The sequence below is a fragment of the Micromonospora sediminimaris genome (genome assembly GCF_016863575.1).
Classification (GTDB): Bacteria; Actinomycetota; Actinomycetes; order Mycobacteriales; family Micromonosporaceae; genus Micromonospora; species Micromonospora sediminimaris.
The window spans coordinates 85,392-100,911 of the sequence record NZ_BOPD01000028.1 but is presented as its reverse complement, the minus strand read 5'-3'; the positions used below and the strand labels follow the sequence as shown (position 1 = coordinate 100,911).

General features: G+C 69.7%; 15 protein-coding genes. 8 read left to right on the top strand and 7 right to left on the bottom strand.

Annotated elements, in window-relative coordinates; genetic code table 11:
• On the bottom strand, positions 1–189 hold a 189-nt coding region (locus tag Vse01_RS22145; RefSeq protein WP_204019260.1), incomplete at its 3' end, for a P-loop nucleotide/nucleoside kinase family protein.
• A gap of 161 nt (positions 190–350) precedes the next feature.
• Between Vse01_RS22145 and Vse01_RS22140 the strand changes: the two genes are divergently transcribed.
• The 3 genes from Vse01_RS22140 to Vse01_RS22130 all read left to right on the top strand — a co-directional run bounded on the left by Vse01_RS22140 (position 351) and on the right by Vse01_RS22130 (position 3,187).
• Positions 351–878 carry a hypothetical protein gene (locus tag Vse01_RS22140; protein WP_139233251.1) on the top strand — a complete coding sequence of 176 codons (528 nt, stop codon included), beginning with the start codon at positions 351–353 and terminating at the stop codon, positions 876–878.
• A 177-nt stretch (positions 879–1,055) separates the two neighbouring features.
• Positions 1,056–1,739 (top strand): response regulator transcription factor, encoded by a 684-nt coding sequence (locus Vse01_RS22135; protein ID WP_275415520.1) that lies wholly within the window; start codon positions 1,056–1,058, stop codon positions 1,737–1,739.
• A complete protein-coding gene (locus tag Vse01_RS22130) occupies positions 1,736–3,187 on the top strand; it encodes a HAMP domain-containing sensor histidine kinase (protein WP_093410921.1) in 1,452 nt (483 codons plus the stop codon). Before Vse01_RS22135 ends, Vse01_RS22130 begins: the two co-directional genes overlap by 4 nt.
• Positions 3,188–3,530: 343 nt before the next feature.
• Here Vse01_RS22130 and Vse01_RS22125 read toward each other — a convergent pair whose 3' ends face one another.
• The 4 genes from Vse01_RS22125 to Vse01_RS22110 all read right to left on the bottom strand — a co-directional run bounded on the left by Vse01_RS22125 (position 3,531) and on the right by Vse01_RS22110 (position 8,206).
• The gene (locus Vse01_RS22125; protein WP_093410923.1) at positions 3,531–4,127 is read right to left on the bottom strand and encodes a DedA family protein; all 597 of its coding nucleotides are present in this window, start codon (positions 4,125–4,127) and stop codon (positions 3,531–3,533) included.
• Complete coding sequence (locus tag Vse01_RS22120; RefSeq protein WP_093410925.1) at positions 4,118–4,765, bottom strand: DUF998 domain-containing protein; 648 nt, start codon at positions 4,763–4,765, stop codon at positions 4,118–4,120. Before Vse01_RS22120 ends, Vse01_RS22125 begins: the two co-directional genes overlap by 10 nt.
• A complete protein-coding gene (locus tag Vse01_RS22115; RefSeq protein WP_139233252.1) occupies positions 4,762–6,522 on the bottom strand; it encodes a glycosyltransferase in 1,761 nt (586 codons plus the stop codon). Before Vse01_RS22115 ends, Vse01_RS22120 begins: the two co-directional genes overlap by 4 nt.
• Before the next feature lie 268 nt (positions 6,523–6,790).
• The gene (locus tag Vse01_RS22110) at positions 6,791–8,206 is read right to left on the bottom strand and encodes a phosphatase PAP2 family protein (protein WP_093410930.1); all 1,416 of its coding nucleotides are present in this window, start codon (positions 8,204–8,206) and stop codon (positions 6,791–6,793) included.
• A 183-nt stretch (positions 8,207–8,389) separates the two neighbouring features.
• On the opposite strand from Vse01_RS22110, the gene Vse01_RS22105 reads away from it, so the two are divergent.
• A complete protein-coding gene (locus Vse01_RS22105; protein WP_093410933.1) occupies positions 8,390–9,598 on the top strand; it encodes a monooxygenase in 1,209 nt (402 codons plus the stop codon).
• A gap of 234 nt (positions 9,599–9,832) precedes the next feature.
• On the opposite strand, the gene Vse01_RS22100 is transcribed toward Vse01_RS22105, so the two are convergent.
• On the bottom strand, positions 9,833–10,498 hold the full coding sequence (locus Vse01_RS22100) for a response regulator (protein WP_093410935.1): 666 nt from the start codon (positions 10,496–10,498) through the stop codon (positions 9,833–9,835).
• A 557-nt stretch (positions 10,499–11,055) separates the two neighbouring features.
• Here Vse01_RS22100 and Vse01_RS22095 point away from each other — a divergent pair.
• From Vse01_RS22095 to Vse01_RS22080, 4 genes are all read left to right on the top strand, one after another.
• Complete coding sequence (locus tag Vse01_RS22095; RefSeq protein WP_093410938.1) at positions 11,056–11,766, top strand: ABC transporter ATP-binding protein; 711 nt, start codon at positions 11,056–11,058, stop codon at positions 11,764–11,766.
• A 53-nt stretch (positions 11,767–11,819) separates the two neighbouring features.
• Positions 11,820–14,297: an FtsX-like permease family protein gene (locus Vse01_RS22090; protein WP_170863631.1), complete on the top strand. Its 2,478-nt coding sequence runs from the start codon at positions 11,820–11,822 to the stop codon at positions 14,295–14,297.
• A 40-nt stretch (positions 14,298–14,337) separates the two neighbouring features.
• Positions 14,338–14,583 (top strand): SDR family NAD(P)-dependent oxidoreductase, encoded by a 246-nt coding sequence (locus Vse01_RS22085; RefSeq protein ID WP_093410943.1) that lies wholly within the window; start codon positions 14,338–14,340, stop codon positions 14,581–14,583.
• A gap of 239 nt (positions 14,584–14,822) precedes the next feature.
• On the top strand, positions 14,823–15,206 hold the full coding sequence (locus Vse01_RS22080; protein ID WP_093410945.1) for a DoxX family protein: 384 nt from the start codon (positions 14,823–14,825) through the stop codon (positions 15,204–15,206).
• On the opposite strand, the gene Vse01_RS22075 is transcribed toward Vse01_RS22080, so the two are convergent.
• On the bottom strand, positions 15,196–15,483 hold the full coding sequence (locus Vse01_RS22075) for a hypothetical protein (RefSeq protein ID WP_093410948.1): 288 nt from the start codon (positions 15,481–15,483) through the stop codon (positions 15,196–15,198). The two genes, Vse01_RS22080 and Vse01_RS22075, sit on opposite strands and share 11 nt — an antisense overlap.
• Positions 15,484–15,520: the final 37 nt, after the last annotated feature.

The following is a 15,520-nucleotide window of genomic DNA, read 5'->3' as shown; positions in this document are numbered from 1 at the left end:
GATCTGGAGGAGCCGTCCCTCGATCACGTCCCCGGCCGCTGGCGGGTTCTCGTGCCCGTAGAGGGCCTTCACCCACTCGTCCTTCGTAAGGCGAAGCGCTTTCTGCTCGACCTCGATGCGCCGAGCGGCCGTGGTCTTCCCGGTGCAGGGGAGCCCCACGGTCAGGAACAGTGTCGGTTGCCCCACCATCACCTCCGTACGGACGCCTCATCATTACTGACACCCGCTCATGCCGCGGCGCGGGCGCGCGGATCCGGATCTAGCCGCGGACCGTGCGTCACGTTGAGTGAGGGCGTGGCGGCGCTCGATGCGCGGTCCTGCCGCTGGGCGTACGTCGTATCGTGTTGGTCATGGTCGAGGCCGTTGCGCCGAGGACGGGTAATCGGAGAGGCACGGTCGCCCTCGTGTTGGCGTGCGTGAGTCTGTTTCTGTCGTTGATCGCGTGCGGCGTGGTGGGGCTGTCCGTCGGCGGCGACGGCGTGGACCTGCTGCCAGTGCAGTCCGGGCCGGAGGTCGCCAGCGCGGCTCAGGTGGAAGCCATCGCTCAGGTGACCTTGCCGCCCGGCAGCGTGCTGCTGGTCGCGGTGTACCGCAACGGCCTGGAAACTGAGCTCTCGGCCAAGTTCCGCATACCTCGCACGGCACTCGACGCCTTCGTCGCCACGGCGAATTTCACGACGGCTCTCGCACCAGGGCTTCGGGCGGTCGACGCCACGCACAACGTCGGTGGCGGCAGCACGTGGGACCCCGAAACCGCCACGACCATCGCCGGCCTCGATGAGGAGCAGCCACTTGCAGACGGCACCCGCCGAGCGCTTTTGATCGACCTCGACGCACCCGATGCCGTCACCGTCTACCTGTACGCCAGCCGCGGCTGAACCCCTTCAGGCGTACCGTCCGCCGCAAGCAGCGGACGCCGAACGTCGGCTGCGGATCGGACTTCAGTATTCGTAAGAGCGCCATTCCCCGGCGACGCTCTAATCCTGGCCTCAGCTTGACCGGGGACGATGAGCAGCAAGGCATCGACTGGAAGGGGGCGGGTCGGCGTGCGGATCATGATCGCGGATGATGACGCGGCCATCCGTGAGTCGCTGGAGCGGGTGCTCCAGGTCGAGGGTTACGACACCAGCACCGTCGCCAACGGCCTCGCCGTGCTCGATGAGGTCGGTGGGGCCGGCGGTGACACGTTGGATCTGCTGATCCTCGACGTGATGATGCCCCGCCTCGGCGGGTTGGAGACCTGCCGGCGGTTGCGGGCCGCGGGTCGGGATCTGCCGGTGCTGATGCTGACCGCCCGTGACCAGGTCTCCGACCGGGTCGCGGGGCTGGACGCGGGCGCCGACGACTACCTGCCCAAGCCGTTCGCCACCGAGGAGTTGCTGGCCCGGGTACGGGCCCTGCTGCGCCGGCGCACGCCGGGCGACGGCGAGTCGCAGGTTCTGTCGTTCGCCGATGTCCGGCTCGATCCCGACAGGTTCGAGGCGCTGCGGGGCGGACGGCCGCTGCGCCTGACCCGGACCGAGTTCCTCCTCCTGGAGGTCCTCGTGCGTAACGCGACCCGGGTGTTGACCCGCGACGCGCTGTTCGAGGCGATCTGGGGCTTCGACATGAGCGCCACCGCCAACAACCTCCAGGTGTATGTGAGCTACCTGCGCCGCAAGATGGAGGCCGAAGGTGAGCCACGTTTGATCTACACGCTGCGCGGCCTGGGATACACGTTGCGGGAGACTCCTCCGTGAGCAGGCCCGCGGGCCGGGAACCGCGTCGGCTGACCCGATGGTGGCGTCGACGGTCCCTGCGGACCAGGTTGACGGTGATCGCGGCGACGGCCATCGCCGTCAGCGTGTTCCTGGCCTTCCAGGTGTCCAGTGAGCTGCTGGACTGGCAGCTGCGGGACAGCGCCGAGAATCAGCTGCGCGCCGACTCCCGCGTCCTGGCGGCGACCGCGGAGCGCGCCGGTCTGGGGCAGGTCCCGCTACCGCCGTATCCCGGATCCGGTCCGCTGGTGCGGGTCATCCTGCCCGACGGCTCGACCCGGACGCCGGTCGGTCAACCCGCGCTGCCCCCGGTCAGCGAGGACGCCGGGCGCGTGGCGCAGGGCGGCTTGGTCGACCTGATGGAGTCGAACGACAGCGACGAGGACGGCTACGTCGTCTACACGCTCCGGGCGGGCGACGGCGCGGTCCAGGTGGCCCGCGTCGTCGACGACAGCCCGATCAACCAGTTCGGGTTCGGGATGCTGCTGATCGGGCTGCTCTGCGTGGTCGGCGGCGCCCTTGTCGGGCGGACCGTGGCGCGGACCGGACTGGCACCGATCGACCGGCTGACCGCCGCCGCGGAACGTGTCGCGCACACCCGGGATCTCGACGCCCACATCCCGGATGAGGGCGGTGGGGAGATCCGGCGGCTGATCCAGTCGATCAACGACATGCTCGCCGCGCTTCGCGACTCCCGGCAGGCCCAGCGGCTGCTTGCCGAGGATGCCGCCCACGAGCTCAAGACCCCGCTCACCAGCCTGCGCCTCAACGTCGAGCTGCTTATCCGGCTCGACCGGCGTGGCACGCTGGACAGCGCACTGCCGGCGGAGAGCCGAACCCGGCTGCTCAACGATCTCGGCGGCCAGGTGGTCGAGTTGAGCACCCTTGTCGCCGAGCTGACCGACCTGGCCCGCGGTGACGTCAGCGACGAAAATACCGAGCTGCTCGACCTCGCCGACCTGGTGGTGGCCGCCGCGACCCGGGCGCGTTCCCGCGTGCCCGACATCGAGATAACGCTCGACCTCACCTCCGTGTGGGTGAGCGGCCGTCCCGCCGCGCTCCAGCGGGCGGTGCTCAACCTCATCGACAACGCCGGTAAGTGGTCCCCCGCGGACCAGCCGGTCCAGATCCGGCTCCGTGCCGAGGGCGCGTCGGCGGTGCTCGAGGTCGACGACGCCGGGCCGGGCATCGACGCCGCCGACGTACCTCGGGTGTTCGACCGGTTCTACCGTGCCGACAGCGCCCGGGCGTTGCCAGGATCCGGTCTCGGGCTGTCGATCGTGCAGCGGGTCGTCGACGCCCACGGCGGCCGGGCCACCGTCGCACGCTCCGCACGCGGTGGCGCGCTGCTCCGGGTTGACCTTCCGGCCGCGACCCCGCCCGCCCCGATCGCGCGCCGTACCACGGGGGAGGACAACGCGGTGCGCTGACCCGTCCCCCCGCCCCGGCGGGCGCGGCGTAGGACAAGGGACGGCGGCCCTCGGGCATGGCTCCGCGGGATGGCCGGTCCTATCCGCCCGCCGAGCACCACGAGCACCGCTGAGAACAACGTCAGCAGGGCCAGACGCACCCGACCTCAATCCGACCGAGGGGGTCTGGGCCTGGATGAAACGCGGGCATCACCACCATCGCGTCCACGGCGTCGACCACCTCGCCGACACCGCACTAGTTAGGCCGGTGTGTCGTGGGGTGGTCCGGGTGGGGGGCGGGCAGCTGAGCCCGCCCGCACGTAGGCGTACGACTCGGGTACGACGTACTCGATGCCCGACGACGTCATCCGGCCGCGATCGCCGCTCGGCGGCGGCGCAACACGTAGCGGACCAGTTCGCCGAGCGCGGTGATGGACAGGGCGAGACCGAGGCCGACCGCCAGGCCCAGCATCCGGTTGGATTCGAAGGCGGCGCCGCCGAGGTAGCCGATCAGGCCGGAATAGCCGGCCCAGGTGACGGCGGCGATGGCGGCGAACGGGGCGAAGCGGGCAAGCGGGTAGCCGGTGGCACCGCTGGCGGTCACGATCGCGGTGCGTCCGCCGGGGACGAACCGGCCCGCGATGATCAGGGCGCCGCCCCGGCGGTGCAGGTGCGGGGCGATCCTGTCGGCGGCGCGGATCAGGCGGCCGCCCGGACGGCGCCTGCGCAACAAGCGCCCGATGAGGAAACCGATGTGATCACCGACGAAGGCGCCCAGCGCGGCGAACACGATGATCAGCGGAAGCGACGGGATGCCCGACACGGCGAAGACCGCCGCCGCGATGACGACCGACTCCGACGGCAGGAACGGCAGGAACGCGTCGAGGATGGCCAGCGCGAGGATCGCCAGATAGATGAACGGAGAGGTCATCGCGTTCTCGATCGTAGCCATCAGGTCCATCGGGACCGCTCCTCCCCTTCGAGCACCCAGGCGCAGAGCCCGACTACGGCGAGCACGAGCGCCAGCAGAACCCGTTCGGCCAGGCCCGCGAACGGGAGATGGCCTTGGCCGAGCAGCACCGCCGGCCCGTTCGCCGCCGCGAACGCGACACACGCGGCGAACGCGGACCACCCGGCCGCGCGCAGCCAGCGAACCCGGGCCGGGTCTGTCCCGCGCCCGGCACGCTTGGCGATGAGCAGGGCGAAGAGCGGTGGCAGCGCTGCCATCAGCGCCGCCCCGAAGCGGTGCACCGCGGCGGCGACGTTCGGTTCTGTCCCCGGGAGGTTCGTGGGGAATGCCACCACCGTGACCAGGGACACGCACCACACCGACAGCAGCACGGTGAGGGGCCAGGCCGGTGGCAGCGCGCGCCGGGCGCCGACCAGGAGCCATGCGCCGGCTGCCGCGAGCCCGCACGCCGCCAGGGCCAGCAGGACGGCGCCCGGCGCCGTCCGGATCGATTCGCTGACCATCTGGTCCACCGGGTCGACGTCGCCGACCAGCAGCAGGCCCGCCCCGGCCGCCGTGCCCAGGCCCAGGCTCAGCTGGACGTTGCGATACCAGCGGGAGGTGCCCGCTCGGACGATCGTCGCTGTCATGCGGCGACCTCGGCGGGCGCGGGCGACTCGCGGGCCGGACGCATCCGGTAGAGCTGCTCGAACGCGGACACCGTGTGGGTCTGGTCGTGCTCCTCGGCCACGGCACGAGCCCGGTGCCCCAACTCTTCTGCGTGCTTCGGGTCGCCGAGCACGGTGAGCAGTCGCTCGGAGAGCACGACCACGTCGCCGGGCGGGAACAGGTAGCCGGTCTCCTTGTCCCGGACGAGGTGGGGCAGGGCTGCGGCATCGGCGCCGATCACGGGTCTTCCGCTGGCCATCGCTTCGAGCGTGACCAGGCTCTGCAGCTCGGCGGTGCCCGCGTTGACGAAGACCGCCGACGCCGCGTATGCGGAGGGAAGGTCCTCGTCAGGGATGAAGCCGGTGAACGTGACATGCTCGGCGACGCCTAGTTCCCCGGCGAGCGACCGCAGCGTCCGGTCCTCGGACCCGGTGCCGACCAGAAGCAACTGGACGTCGAGGGAGCGCCGCACCACCGCGAACGCCCGCATCACGACGTCGAGGTTCTTCTCGGCGTCGAGCCGGCCCACGTACGTGATGGTGGGCTTGTGCGCGAGGCTGTAGGCCGATCGGAATTCGGCCGCGGGCGCCTGCTCGCGAAAGCGGGTGAGGTCGATGCCGCACGAGATGGGCAGGACCGGTCCGGACACACCGGAGACGACGGCGAGCGTGGCGGCGTACGGGGTCGGGGCTGTGACGATGTCTGCCTTGGCGAACACCCGGGCGGCGTCGCGCCATGCCCAGTTGTGTGCCCTCGTCCGGCCAGCGTTGCCGATGGGCAGGTAGTGGATCAGGTTCTCGGGCATGAAGTGGTTGGTGGCGATGACGAACAGGCCGCGCTCGTGCGCCGCGTCGACCAGCGCCCGGCACAGCGGGAAGTGGCTCTGCACGTGCACCACGTCGGGCTGGACCTCGTCGAGGATCCGGCGGGCTGCCGCGCGTAGCCCCAGCGGCGGGCAGAACCGAAAACGTGGATGGCCCGGCACTGGCAAGGAACGCACGCGGTGCTCGACGACGCCGTCGCTGGACATGCCGGCATGGTTGCGGGTGTCCGTCGACGGCGCGACCACGTGCACCTCGTGCCGGGCGGTCAGTGCCACGGCAAGGCGCTGGGCGAAGTAGGACGCCCCGTTGACGTGCGGGGCGTAGGTGTCGGCACCGATGAGGATGCGCATGGGACGAACTACCTTTCGTCGGTGGTATCGCTTGATGACGAGGCGGAAGACAGCGACCGGCACGGCGACGGCCGCGGTGAGCAGGAAGATGCCGCCGGGCAGTGCGAGCAGGCCGGACAGTTGGCTGCCGAGCAGTGCACCGAGACCGATCAGCACCAGGCCGCGTACGGCGGCGGCGGCACCCACCCAGGCGGCGAATCTTGGGTACGGGAGCCCGGCGAGCCCGGCCGACACGAACGCCGGGAGGGCGAAGACGTCGACGAGCTTGGCGGTGATCACCAGCCGAGGCAGTGACATCCCGGTCAGCCGGTCGAGCAGCGCCGTCGCCTTGAACCTGCTCAGCAGGGACGCCACCCAGGGCCGCCGGGCCGACCGGCCGATAAGGTAGAGCAGGCTGTCGCCCACCACCTCGGCCAGCGCGACGATCAGCCAGATCGGCCAGAACGCCGCAGCGCCGGCGCCGACCAGGGTGCCCGCGGTGATCGTCGCGGCCGGCCCCTCGATGAGCACGAAGGGACCGAGCACCAGGTAGGGGTGCTCGAGCACGGCCTGTGTCAGATCCATGTCGTGACGCTTCGGCCGAAGGCTGTGCACCGGTCGTTCCTGCGCGAGGCCGAGCGATGTAGCTCCGTGGTAGGGGCTCCGATCACCGGCCGCGGCACCCATCGGCCTGCCAACCGACCGGCCGGCGCTTGCCCGGGCGGCGCTGCGTTGACTGCCATCACTAGCCCCCTACGTGCGGGTTACGTCGCTTGTCTGAGACCTACTGATACCGAGCGAATCTGAGGCGAGCGTTAATGCGGCGCTCAGCCCGGGTGGCCGAACCAGGTGCTCACGTACGCAACTCGACCGGCACCGCCCGCGCGTTCGGCCGTAGCGCCCACCACAGCAGGCCGACCCAGAGCGCGGTCAGGATCGCGGCGCCGAGCAGGTCGGTCGGGTGGTGCATGCCGCGGTACAGCCGGGACAGCGCGACACCGGCCGTTACGACCACCGCGAGCACCACGGCGAACCAGCGCCACCGGCTGCTCACCCGGCCCATGATCAGGACCGCGATCGCCACCGAGATGCACATCGTCGCGGCGATGTGCCCCGAGGGGAACGACGACGTGGGCATCGGGCTGTCGAGCTGCGGCACCGGCGGGCGGTCCCGCTGGACGCTGGCCGCGGTGCACCGGAACAGGGTGAGCTCGCCGACCATGGTGAGCACCACGAACACCACCGGTCGCCACTGCCGCCACACGGCCAACGCGATCAGGCAGAACACCAGCGATATGGCCAGGATGGCGCGGATGTCGCCGGCCTTGCTCCACACCCAGCTCACGTCGTCCAGGGTGGGCGTGCGCGACGTCTGCAGCCACCGGACCACGCCGTCGTCGACACGTCCCAGCCAGGTGCCCTCGGTGTGGTTCTTCACCAGGTAGCCGACGACGTACAGGATGCCGAACGTGAACACCCAGCCGGTCAGGATCTCGGTGGCCTTGACCCACCGGTACGGAACAGGTCGGCCGGAGTCCGGCGCCGGTTCGATCGCCTCGACGGCCTCCGGCTCCAGGCCGTCGTCGAGCGGCACCGGGTGCCCCGTCTCGCGCCGCCACAGCCGGAACGCGTACGCCGTGACGCTCAGCCACAGCGCGCCGAGCAGCCAGCCGGCCAGCACGTCGGTCAGATAGTGCACGCCGAGCGCGATCCGGGTCACCCCGATCGCGACCACGAGCATCGCGACGGCCGCCGTGAACAGCTTCCGGTAGCGCACCGCGGGCAGGAACACGAGCAGCAGCGCGCCGTAGACCACCATCGACCCGAGCGCGTGCCCGCTCGGGAAGCTGTTGCCGAGCCCGATCGCTACCGGTGTCTCGACCACCGGGCGCAACCGGCCGACCAGCGACTTCACCGACGGGTCGAGCAGCAGCGCGCCGGCGGTGGTGGCCAGCAGGTAGACGGCGAGGCGGACCCGCCGGCGCATCAGCAGCAGCGCGGCGACGCCGACGAGCCAGAGCATGACCGGCCGCCCGCCCAGCCGGGTTATCCCGTTGAGCGCGTCCACCAGGTACGACCGGGGCGACACGACCTCGTTGAGCTCCCGGGCAACAGCTTGGTCAACGCTCGTCACCGGCTCCAGGTGCAGCCGGACAAGGAGCACCAGCAGCCCGAACCCGAGCCCGATCGCGACGACCAGCAGCGGCGCCCACCGGTCGGCCAGCCGACCGGGCGGCGCTTTCCCGCATGGCGCCGCGTCGATCGCCATCAATCGCCTCCAGGTACGAGCTGCATCGCTTATCCGATGCGAATTCGTACCGAGCGAATCTGAGGCGACGATTAATAGACGTCCGGGCGGTGAGGTGAAGTGGCACCGTGGTACCGCCTCACTGCGGAGGATGACGACCGCAGTACGACGAAACAGGGCGGAATCGGGCCTAGCTTGGAGGCTATGACGAAGCTTGAAAGTCCACTGAGGAGGGTTGGTGCGGCCACCATGGCGCTGGCGACGGCGCTCGCTGCCGTCGCCTGCGGGTCGGACGCCGACAACGGTGCGGCGCCCGCTGAGGCCGGCTCGCACAGCGCGCACGCGGGCGGGTCGTCAGCTCCCTCGCAGCCGCTGCGCGCTGGCGAGCGGTTCGTCGGCCTGAAGATGGCCGAGGCCTACACGCCTGCGCCGCCGGAGGGGGGCGGCTCGGACGAGTACCGGTGCCAGGTGCTCGATCCGGGCCTGACCGCGACGGCGTTCCTGACCGGGACCCAGTTCATGCCGGAGAACGTCGCCATCGCGCACCACGCCATCGTGTACGCGGTGCCGCCGGGCGGCGCGGCCGCGGTGCGCGAGCACGACGCGAAGACCCCCGGCCTCGGGTGGCAGTGTTTCGGCGGGACCGGCGTGGCCGGCGCTGAGGTAGAAGAAGGGGACGCGGCGTGGGTGGACACCTGGGCACCTGGCGCCACGGAGACGCTGCTCAGCCAGGACGCCGGCTACAAGCTGGAGCCGGGCAGCCTGCTCGTGCTCCAGATCCACTACAACCTGCTCGCGACCGGCGGCAAGCCGGTCGGGTCGGACCGCTCGGCGGTGCGGCTGCGGCTGACGGACGGTACGCCGCAGACCCGGGAACTCGAGACGTGGTCGCTCGACGCGCCGGTCGACCTGCCCTGCGCCGCCGACGAATCGGGTCCGCTGTGTGACCGGGCGGCCTCGATCGCGGACGTGACGAAGCGTTTCGGGGCGGAGGTTGGCGAGATGGCAGACCGTCAGGTGGAGGAGTGCAACCAGGGCGGCGTGCCGAAGCCCGGTGACATCCAGACCTGCGATCACAAGGTGGAGGCGCCGATGACGTTGTTCGCCGGTTTCGGCCACATGCACATGCTCGGGCGGGCCTTGAAGGTCGAACTCAACCCGGGCACGCCGAAGGCCAGGGTGGTGCTGGATGTGCCGCAGTTCGACTTCGACAACCAGCGGCTGATGAGGCTGCCGTCGCCGGTGGAGATCGGTCCGGGGGACACGCTGCGGGTGACCTGTACGCATGACGCGGGGCTGCGGAAACTAGTGCCGCAGCTGAAGAAGCTGCCACCGCGCTACGTGGTGTGGGGCGACGGTACCAGCGACGAGATGTGCATCGGCATCATGGTGGTCTCCCCACGCGAGCCCTGACGAAGCGTCGAACGTGTGTGAGTTCACTGAGGTCACAAGCCGAACAGCTCCGAGCTCACACACGTCCGCACTGAACTCATACGCGTACGGCGTCGTGGCGGTGGGACGGGCGGTGACGTGAGCGGCTGCAGGCTGATCCGGCAGCGGAACTGTCGATCACGCGGAGCGGATCGGCCCGGAGCAGCGCGGCTGGGAACTACGGTCGCGCTTCCGACGGACGCGCGAGATGAAGCGTCAAACCGGGCGGGCGAGTCTCAGGTCGTAGGCGAGGGTGACGGCCTGGATCCGGTCTCGCGCGCCAATCTTGGCTAGGACCCGCCCGACGTGGGTCTTCACGGTCGACTCCGACAGCGTGAACCGTTGCGCGATCTCGCCGTTGGTGAGGCCGTGGCCGATGGCGACGAAGACCTCGCGCTCGCGTTCGGTGAGGGAGTCCAGCCGGGGATCCTGCCGCTGCACGGGCCCGCGGAGTTCATCGTCGATTCGGTCGGCGAACGCGTCGAGCAGCCGCCGAGTCAGCGCCGGCGCGATCACCGCGTCCCCGGCGGCGACGGCCCGGATGCCGGCGAGCAGCTCATCCGGGCGGGTGTCCTTGAGCAGGAAACCGCTCGCCCCGGCCCGCAGCGCGGCGAGCGCGTTCCGGTCCACGTCGAGCGTCAGCACCAGGATCCGCGAACGTCCGCCGGCGGCGACGATGCGCCGGGTGGCCTCGATCCCGTCGCCGTCCGGCATACGGATGTTCATCAGGACCACGTCGGGATGCAGCTCGATGGTCCATCGAACGGCCTCGGCACAGTTCTCGACCTCGCCGACGATCTCGATGTCGGGGGTGTTCTCCAGCAGCATGCGAAACCCGAAGCGTTGCAGCGGCCGGGTCTCCACCACGAGCACAGTGATCATGAATGGCCGCCTTTCCGGGTCGCGTGCACGAAGCAGCCGCCGTCCGGTGCGGGCCGGAGCTGACCGTGCCGCCGGAGGGCGCGGCGCGTTCGGTCATGCCGGCGGGGCCGAGAGCCGCGTCGCCCGGCGATGCCTACTTTCATACCGAGCGAACCTGAGACGACTGTTAGAACCAGTGACGTACGGGGCACGTGCCGCCGACGTCGTACTCCCACATGTCGGGGCGGACCGGGGTGATCTCTCCCTCCGCCACCAACTTGTGCGTGGCGCTGGGCAACTGGTCCGGCCACCCGGCCTGAGCGCCGCATTAACGGTCGCCTCAGGTTCGCTCGGTACCACTAGGCCTCAGACAGCGACGTAACCCGCAGTAGGGGGCTGGTGATGGCAGTCAACCCAGCGCCGCCCGGGCAAGCGCCAGCCGGTCGGTTGGCAGGCCGGTGGGTGCCGTCCCTGACCAACCACCCATCGGAGGTCTCGTGTCGTCACGTCCAGGTTCCACGGTCGTCGATCGGCAGCCCGGCAGCCCGCTGCCAGCCAACGCTGATGACGCTGCGGCCATGCTCGTCGGCGCCGTCAAGCGATACGGCTCCGACCGGTCGGCCGTCGTCGCGCTCGACGATGTCACCATCGCGTTCCCGGCGGGGAAGTTCACGGCCGTGATGGGCCCGTCGGGTTCGGGAAAGTCGACGATGATGCATTGTGCCGCCGGGCTGGATCAACTGACGTCAGGCCGCGCATTCGTCGGCGACACCGATCTGTCGACGCTCAACGATCGCGAGTTGACCAGGCTGCGCCGAGAACGGATCGGGTTCGTGTTCCAGGCATTCAATCTCGTGGCGACGCTCACGGCCGAGGAGAACATCTGCCTGCCGATGACGTTGTCGGGGCGCCGGCCGAGTGTCGCAGTGCTCGATCAGGTCGTGTCGCTGCTGCGCCTGGGTGATCGGATGCATCATCGGCCGGCGGAGCTCTCGGGTGGCCAGCAACAGCGAGTTGCCGTCGCCCGGGCGCTGGTCGCCCAGCCGCAGGTGGTCTTCGCCGACGAGCCCACCGGCAACCTCGACACCCGGTCCGGACAGGAGATCCTCGGATTCCTGCGATCAGCAGTCGATCTGCATCACCAGTCGATCGTGATGGTCACGCACGATCCCAACGCCGCTGCCTGGGCGGACCACGTCGTGTTCGTCGTAGACGGCCGAGTGCACGACGTGATGGATCACCCGTCGGCCGATTCGGTGATCGACGTCATGAAGGGCCTGGGGCGATGAGCCAGATGATGCGGAGTGCGGCTCGAAGCGTGCTCGCGAGTCGGGGTAGGTTCGTGCTGACGGGCACGGCGATCATGCTGTCGGTGGCGTTCCTCGTCGCGACGCTGGTGCTGTCCGACTCGATGCGCGGCCGAGCAGCCGGTGACATCGCCGAAGCGTTGGCCGGGACGGATGCCGTGGTGCAGGGCGTCGTCCTCGGCGCGCCCGGCGGAGGGCCGGGAGATCCGGAAAGGTCGGTTCGGCGCGCACTGGATCCCGACATCACCGAACGCGTGGCTACGGTCGATGGCGTCGACGGCGCCGCCTCGCAATGGATCGGCTTCGCGAAGCTGGTCGTCGACGGATCGTCAGTCGGAACGGGCACGGCGAGCGACGTCGGTCGCAACTGGGTTGCCGACTCGGCGCTCAATCCGTTCCGGCTCACGAGCGGGCGACCACCGATCGAGGTCGGAGATATTGTGATCGACCGATCGCTCGCCGATGACGCACGCTTGGCTCCGGGTGACGTCGTACAGGTCCTGACCACGACGGGGATGCACGACGCGACCATCACCGGTGTCGCGACGTTCGCGTCGGCGGACGCGGCACCGCTGCAGCGAACGGTGTTGTTGCCCGACGGAGCGGTGTCCGCCTGGCTCGACACCGCAGCGCCGACGGAGGTGCTCGTCGACATCGCGGAGGGCGCTGACCGCGCCGAGGTGCTCGACCGATTGTCAGCGCTGACTGATGCCGAGGTCATCGACAGGTCCGACCACGTCCGGACGATGCAGGACGCCGCGACGTCACCGCTGCAGTTCCTGACCGTGTTCCTCCTGGCATTCGCCGTGGTCGCGGTGTTGATCGGTGTGACGATCATCTTCAACACGTTCGCGCTCACCGTCGCCCGCCGCCGGCGGGAATCGGGGCTGCTACGTGCGATCGGTGCGGAACGACGCCAAGTGCTTGGCGGAGTGGTGATCGAGGCGGCCCTCGTCGGGACGATCGCCACGCTCGCCGGCCTCGTGTGCGGGGTCGCGGGAGTGGGCGCGCTGCGCTGGCTCGTCGGGCTCGCCGGGGTCACGTTGCTCACCGGGCCGTCGATCGTGAGCACGACCTCGATCGCGGTCGCCGCGACCGTCGGAATCGGCGCAACGATTCTCTCGGCATGGATCCCGGCTCGCCGCGCGGCGGCGACACCGCCGATCGAGGCGCTACGCGAGAGCGCGGCGGAACCCCGGATCGTGAGCCCGGCGCGAACTGCGAGCGGGCTCGTGCTCGCCGCGGCGGCGATCGCTGGAGGAACTGTGGCTGTGGTGCGCTCGAGCGCGACGTGGGTCATGTTCATCGCTGCAATCGTCCCGGCGCTCGTGCTCTGCGGTCCGGCGATCGTGACCGCCGCAGCACGTGGGAGCGCTCAGGTGGCCCGCCGCGCCGCCGGTGTGTGTGGCTCGATCGCAGCGGGCAACCTGGCTGCCAGCCCCCGCCGATCGGCGTCAACGGCGCTCGCGCTCATGCTCGGCACCGCGATGGTGACGATGTTCGCGATCTTCGCGAGCTCGCTGACGAGCGCAGTCGGGACGGACGTTCGTAAAGGACTGCAGGCCGACCTGGTGGTCACGTCGGCGACCGCCGACTTCCCGACGATCGATCCCACCCTGGCCGGCCGGATCGCGGCGCTGCCCGACGTCGACGCAGTCGCTGCGCTGTCGGTCGCCGAAGGGATCGTGGCAGGTAAGGCCGAGGCGATCGGCGGCATCGACCCGACAGCACTGCCCACCATGTTCGACCTCGACCCGATCGCCGGCGACCTCGCCGAGCTGAGCGAGGGGGGCGTGGCCGTGGTCGGCGACGACCCGACGCTGCTGGGCGGCACCCTCGCGATCGAGTTCGAACGCTCGACACTTGAGGCGCCGATCGTTGCCGTGGTGGCGAGGAGCACCGGCGGTTTCGAAGCCCCTTTGTACTTCGTCGACCGTGCGACGCTCGACGACTCGGTCGGTCGTTTGCTCGACGCTCTGTTGTTCGTCGACCTCGCCGACGGAGTGGTCGCGGACGCCGAGGAAGCGGTGCGGGCCCTGGTCCGAGCCACGCCCGGATCGTTCCTCGAGACCCGGGCAGAACACGTCGACAACAGCGGGAGCGAAATCGCCGCGTTTCGGAACTTCATCGACGGAATGCTCCTCCTCGCTAGCTTCATCGCGCTCCTCGGAGTCGCCAACACCACGGCGCTCGCGATCAACGAACGCTCTGGAGAGCTCGGGCTGCTGCGAGCGGTCGGCGCGACTCGCCGCGAGCTGCGTCGAATCGTGCGGCTCGAGGTGGCACTCCTGTCGTTCGTGGCAGCATCGATCGGTATCGCCGTCGCAGTCGTTCTCGGCTGGGCGCTGATCGACGTCACCGGTGGCACGGAGATCCCATCCGTCGTCGTACCGTGGTCCCGCCTCGCAGTGACGCTCGCCGTTGCGGTCGCAGCCGGAGTCGTCGCCGCGGCGTGGCCCGCGTTCCGGGTCTCCCGGGTACCCGTGCTTGAGCTGGCGGGCCGGGACCGCTGATGCGCAGTCCTGTTCAAGCAGAGAGTGGTTCAGCCACAACATGGCGCTGGATTTGGGCCCGCGCGGGATCACCGTCAACTCGGTGTCACCCGGCATTGTCATGACCCGCAACAGCCGATACCTGGTCGACAATCCGGGACTCGCGGCGCAGCAGACGGCGCGCGTCGCCCTCGGTCGGCTGGGCGAGGCGGACGACGTGGCCAGCATCATCGCCTTCCTCGCCTCCGACGAGGGGCGCTGGGTGACCGGTCAGGTCATCGACGCTTCGGGCGGCACCGCGCTCTGAGATCGACCCGGCTGGATCGTGGTTCGTGGGTGGCGTTGATGGTGCGTGTTGGCGCCCACGCCGGTGCAGTTGTCTGCCTCACACCTCGTCAGAAGGATCAGGCACGCGGTGTCTTGAGGCTGAACCCCTGGAAACGAATGGAGGGCCTGCCCTCTTGGTCACGCATCGGCGATCCCCATCCATCGTGCTGGACGCTTCCAGGGCATCTGCGCCATCTGCACCCAGCAAGGAGAAACCGGATGAACCTGGCTCTTTGGATTGCTGCCGGACTGCTGGCAGCAGTCGCCCTAGCCGGCGGCATCAGCAAGACATTCGTACCCAAGGAGAAACTGGCTGCGCATAGTGGCGGGGAGTGGACCGGACACGCCAGCGTCGTCTTCGTCAAGACTCTCGGGGTCCTCGAACTCCTGGCTGCGGTTGGCCTGATCCTGCCCGCCGTGCTCGACATCGCGCCGTTCATGGTGCCGGTGACCGCCGTCTGCTGGATCTTGCTCATGGTCGGCGCGATGATCACCCATGGCCGCTTTGGTCAGCCCAAGTTGGTAATGCTGAACTTGGTCTATCTTCTGCTTGCAGCCTTCATCGCGTGGGGCCGCTTCGTCCTTGAGCCTTTCACCGGCTGACGAAGACGTGCCGCTGGCCGGGGTGGTGTCCTGTTCGCGGGTGATCCGCAGCACGGGCCGCCCCGGCGGTGGCTTCGGCCGGATCCATCGGCTGCCTCTCGTGGTCGGTCGTCGCGCGCGGGAAGAAATTCAACGGCCGCAAGCGGTTCATCGTCACCGATGCTCTGGCCTGCTGGTCATCGTCCGGGTCCTGGCCGCCTTGTGGCAGGACCGCGACGGCGCCAAGGGTGCGCTGCTCGCCACGTACACCATCGAGCAGCGAACTGTATTCCGTCATGCGGGCGAATCGCCGCCAAAGGATAGAATGCTCGGGC

Excerpts from the sequence above, each read along its gene's own strand:
- Vse01_RS22115 (WP_139233252.1), bottom strand. The coding sequence starts at position 6,522 with ATGGATCTGACACAGGCCGTGCTCGAGCACCCCTACCTGGTGCTCGGT.
- Vse01_RS22100 (WP_093410935.1), bottom strand. The coding sequence starts at position 10,498 with ATGATCACTGTGCTCGTGGTGGAGACCCGGCCGCTGCAACGCTTCGGG.
- Vse01_RS22125 (WP_093410923.1), bottom strand. The coding sequence starts at position 4,127 with ATGGACCTGATGGCTACGATCGAGAACGCGATGACCTCTCCGTTCATC.
- Vse01_RS22075 (WP_093410948.1), bottom strand. The coding sequence starts at position 15,483 with ATGACGGAATACAGTTCGCTGCTCGATGGTGTACGTGGCGAGCAGCGC.
- Vse01_RS22105 (WP_093410933.1), top strand. The coding sequence starts at position 8,390 with ATGACGAAGCTTGAAAGTCCACTGAGGAGGGTTGGTGCGGCCACCATG.
- Vse01_RS22085 (WP_093410943.1), top strand. The coding sequence starts at position 14,338 with ATGGCGCTGGATTTGGGCCCGCGCGGGATCACCGTCAACTCGGTGTCA.
- Vse01_RS22140 (WP_139233251.1), top strand. The coding sequence starts at position 351 with ATGGTCGAGGCCGTTGCGCCGAGGACGGGTAATCGGAGAGGCACGGTC.
- Vse01_RS22120 (WP_093410925.1), bottom strand. The coding sequence starts at position 4,765 with ATGACAGCGACGATCGTCCGAGCGGGCACCTCCCGCTGGTATCGCAAC.
- Vse01_RS22080 (WP_093410945.1), top strand. The coding sequence starts at position 14,823 with ATGAACCTGGCTCTTTGGATTGCTGCCGGACTGCTGGCAGCAGTCGCC.
- Vse01_RS22095 (WP_093410938.1), top strand. The coding sequence starts at position 11,056 with ATGCTCGTCGGCGCCGTCAAGCGATACGGCTCCGACCGGTCGGCCGTC.
- Vse01_RS22135 (WP_275415520.1), top strand. The coding sequence starts at position 1,056 with ATGATCGCGGATGATGACGCGGCCATCCGTGAGTCGCTGGAGCGGGTG.
- Vse01_RS22110 (WP_093410930.1), bottom strand. The coding sequence starts at position 8,206 with ATGGCGATCGACGCGGCGCCATGCGGGAAAGCGCCGCCCGGTCGGCTG.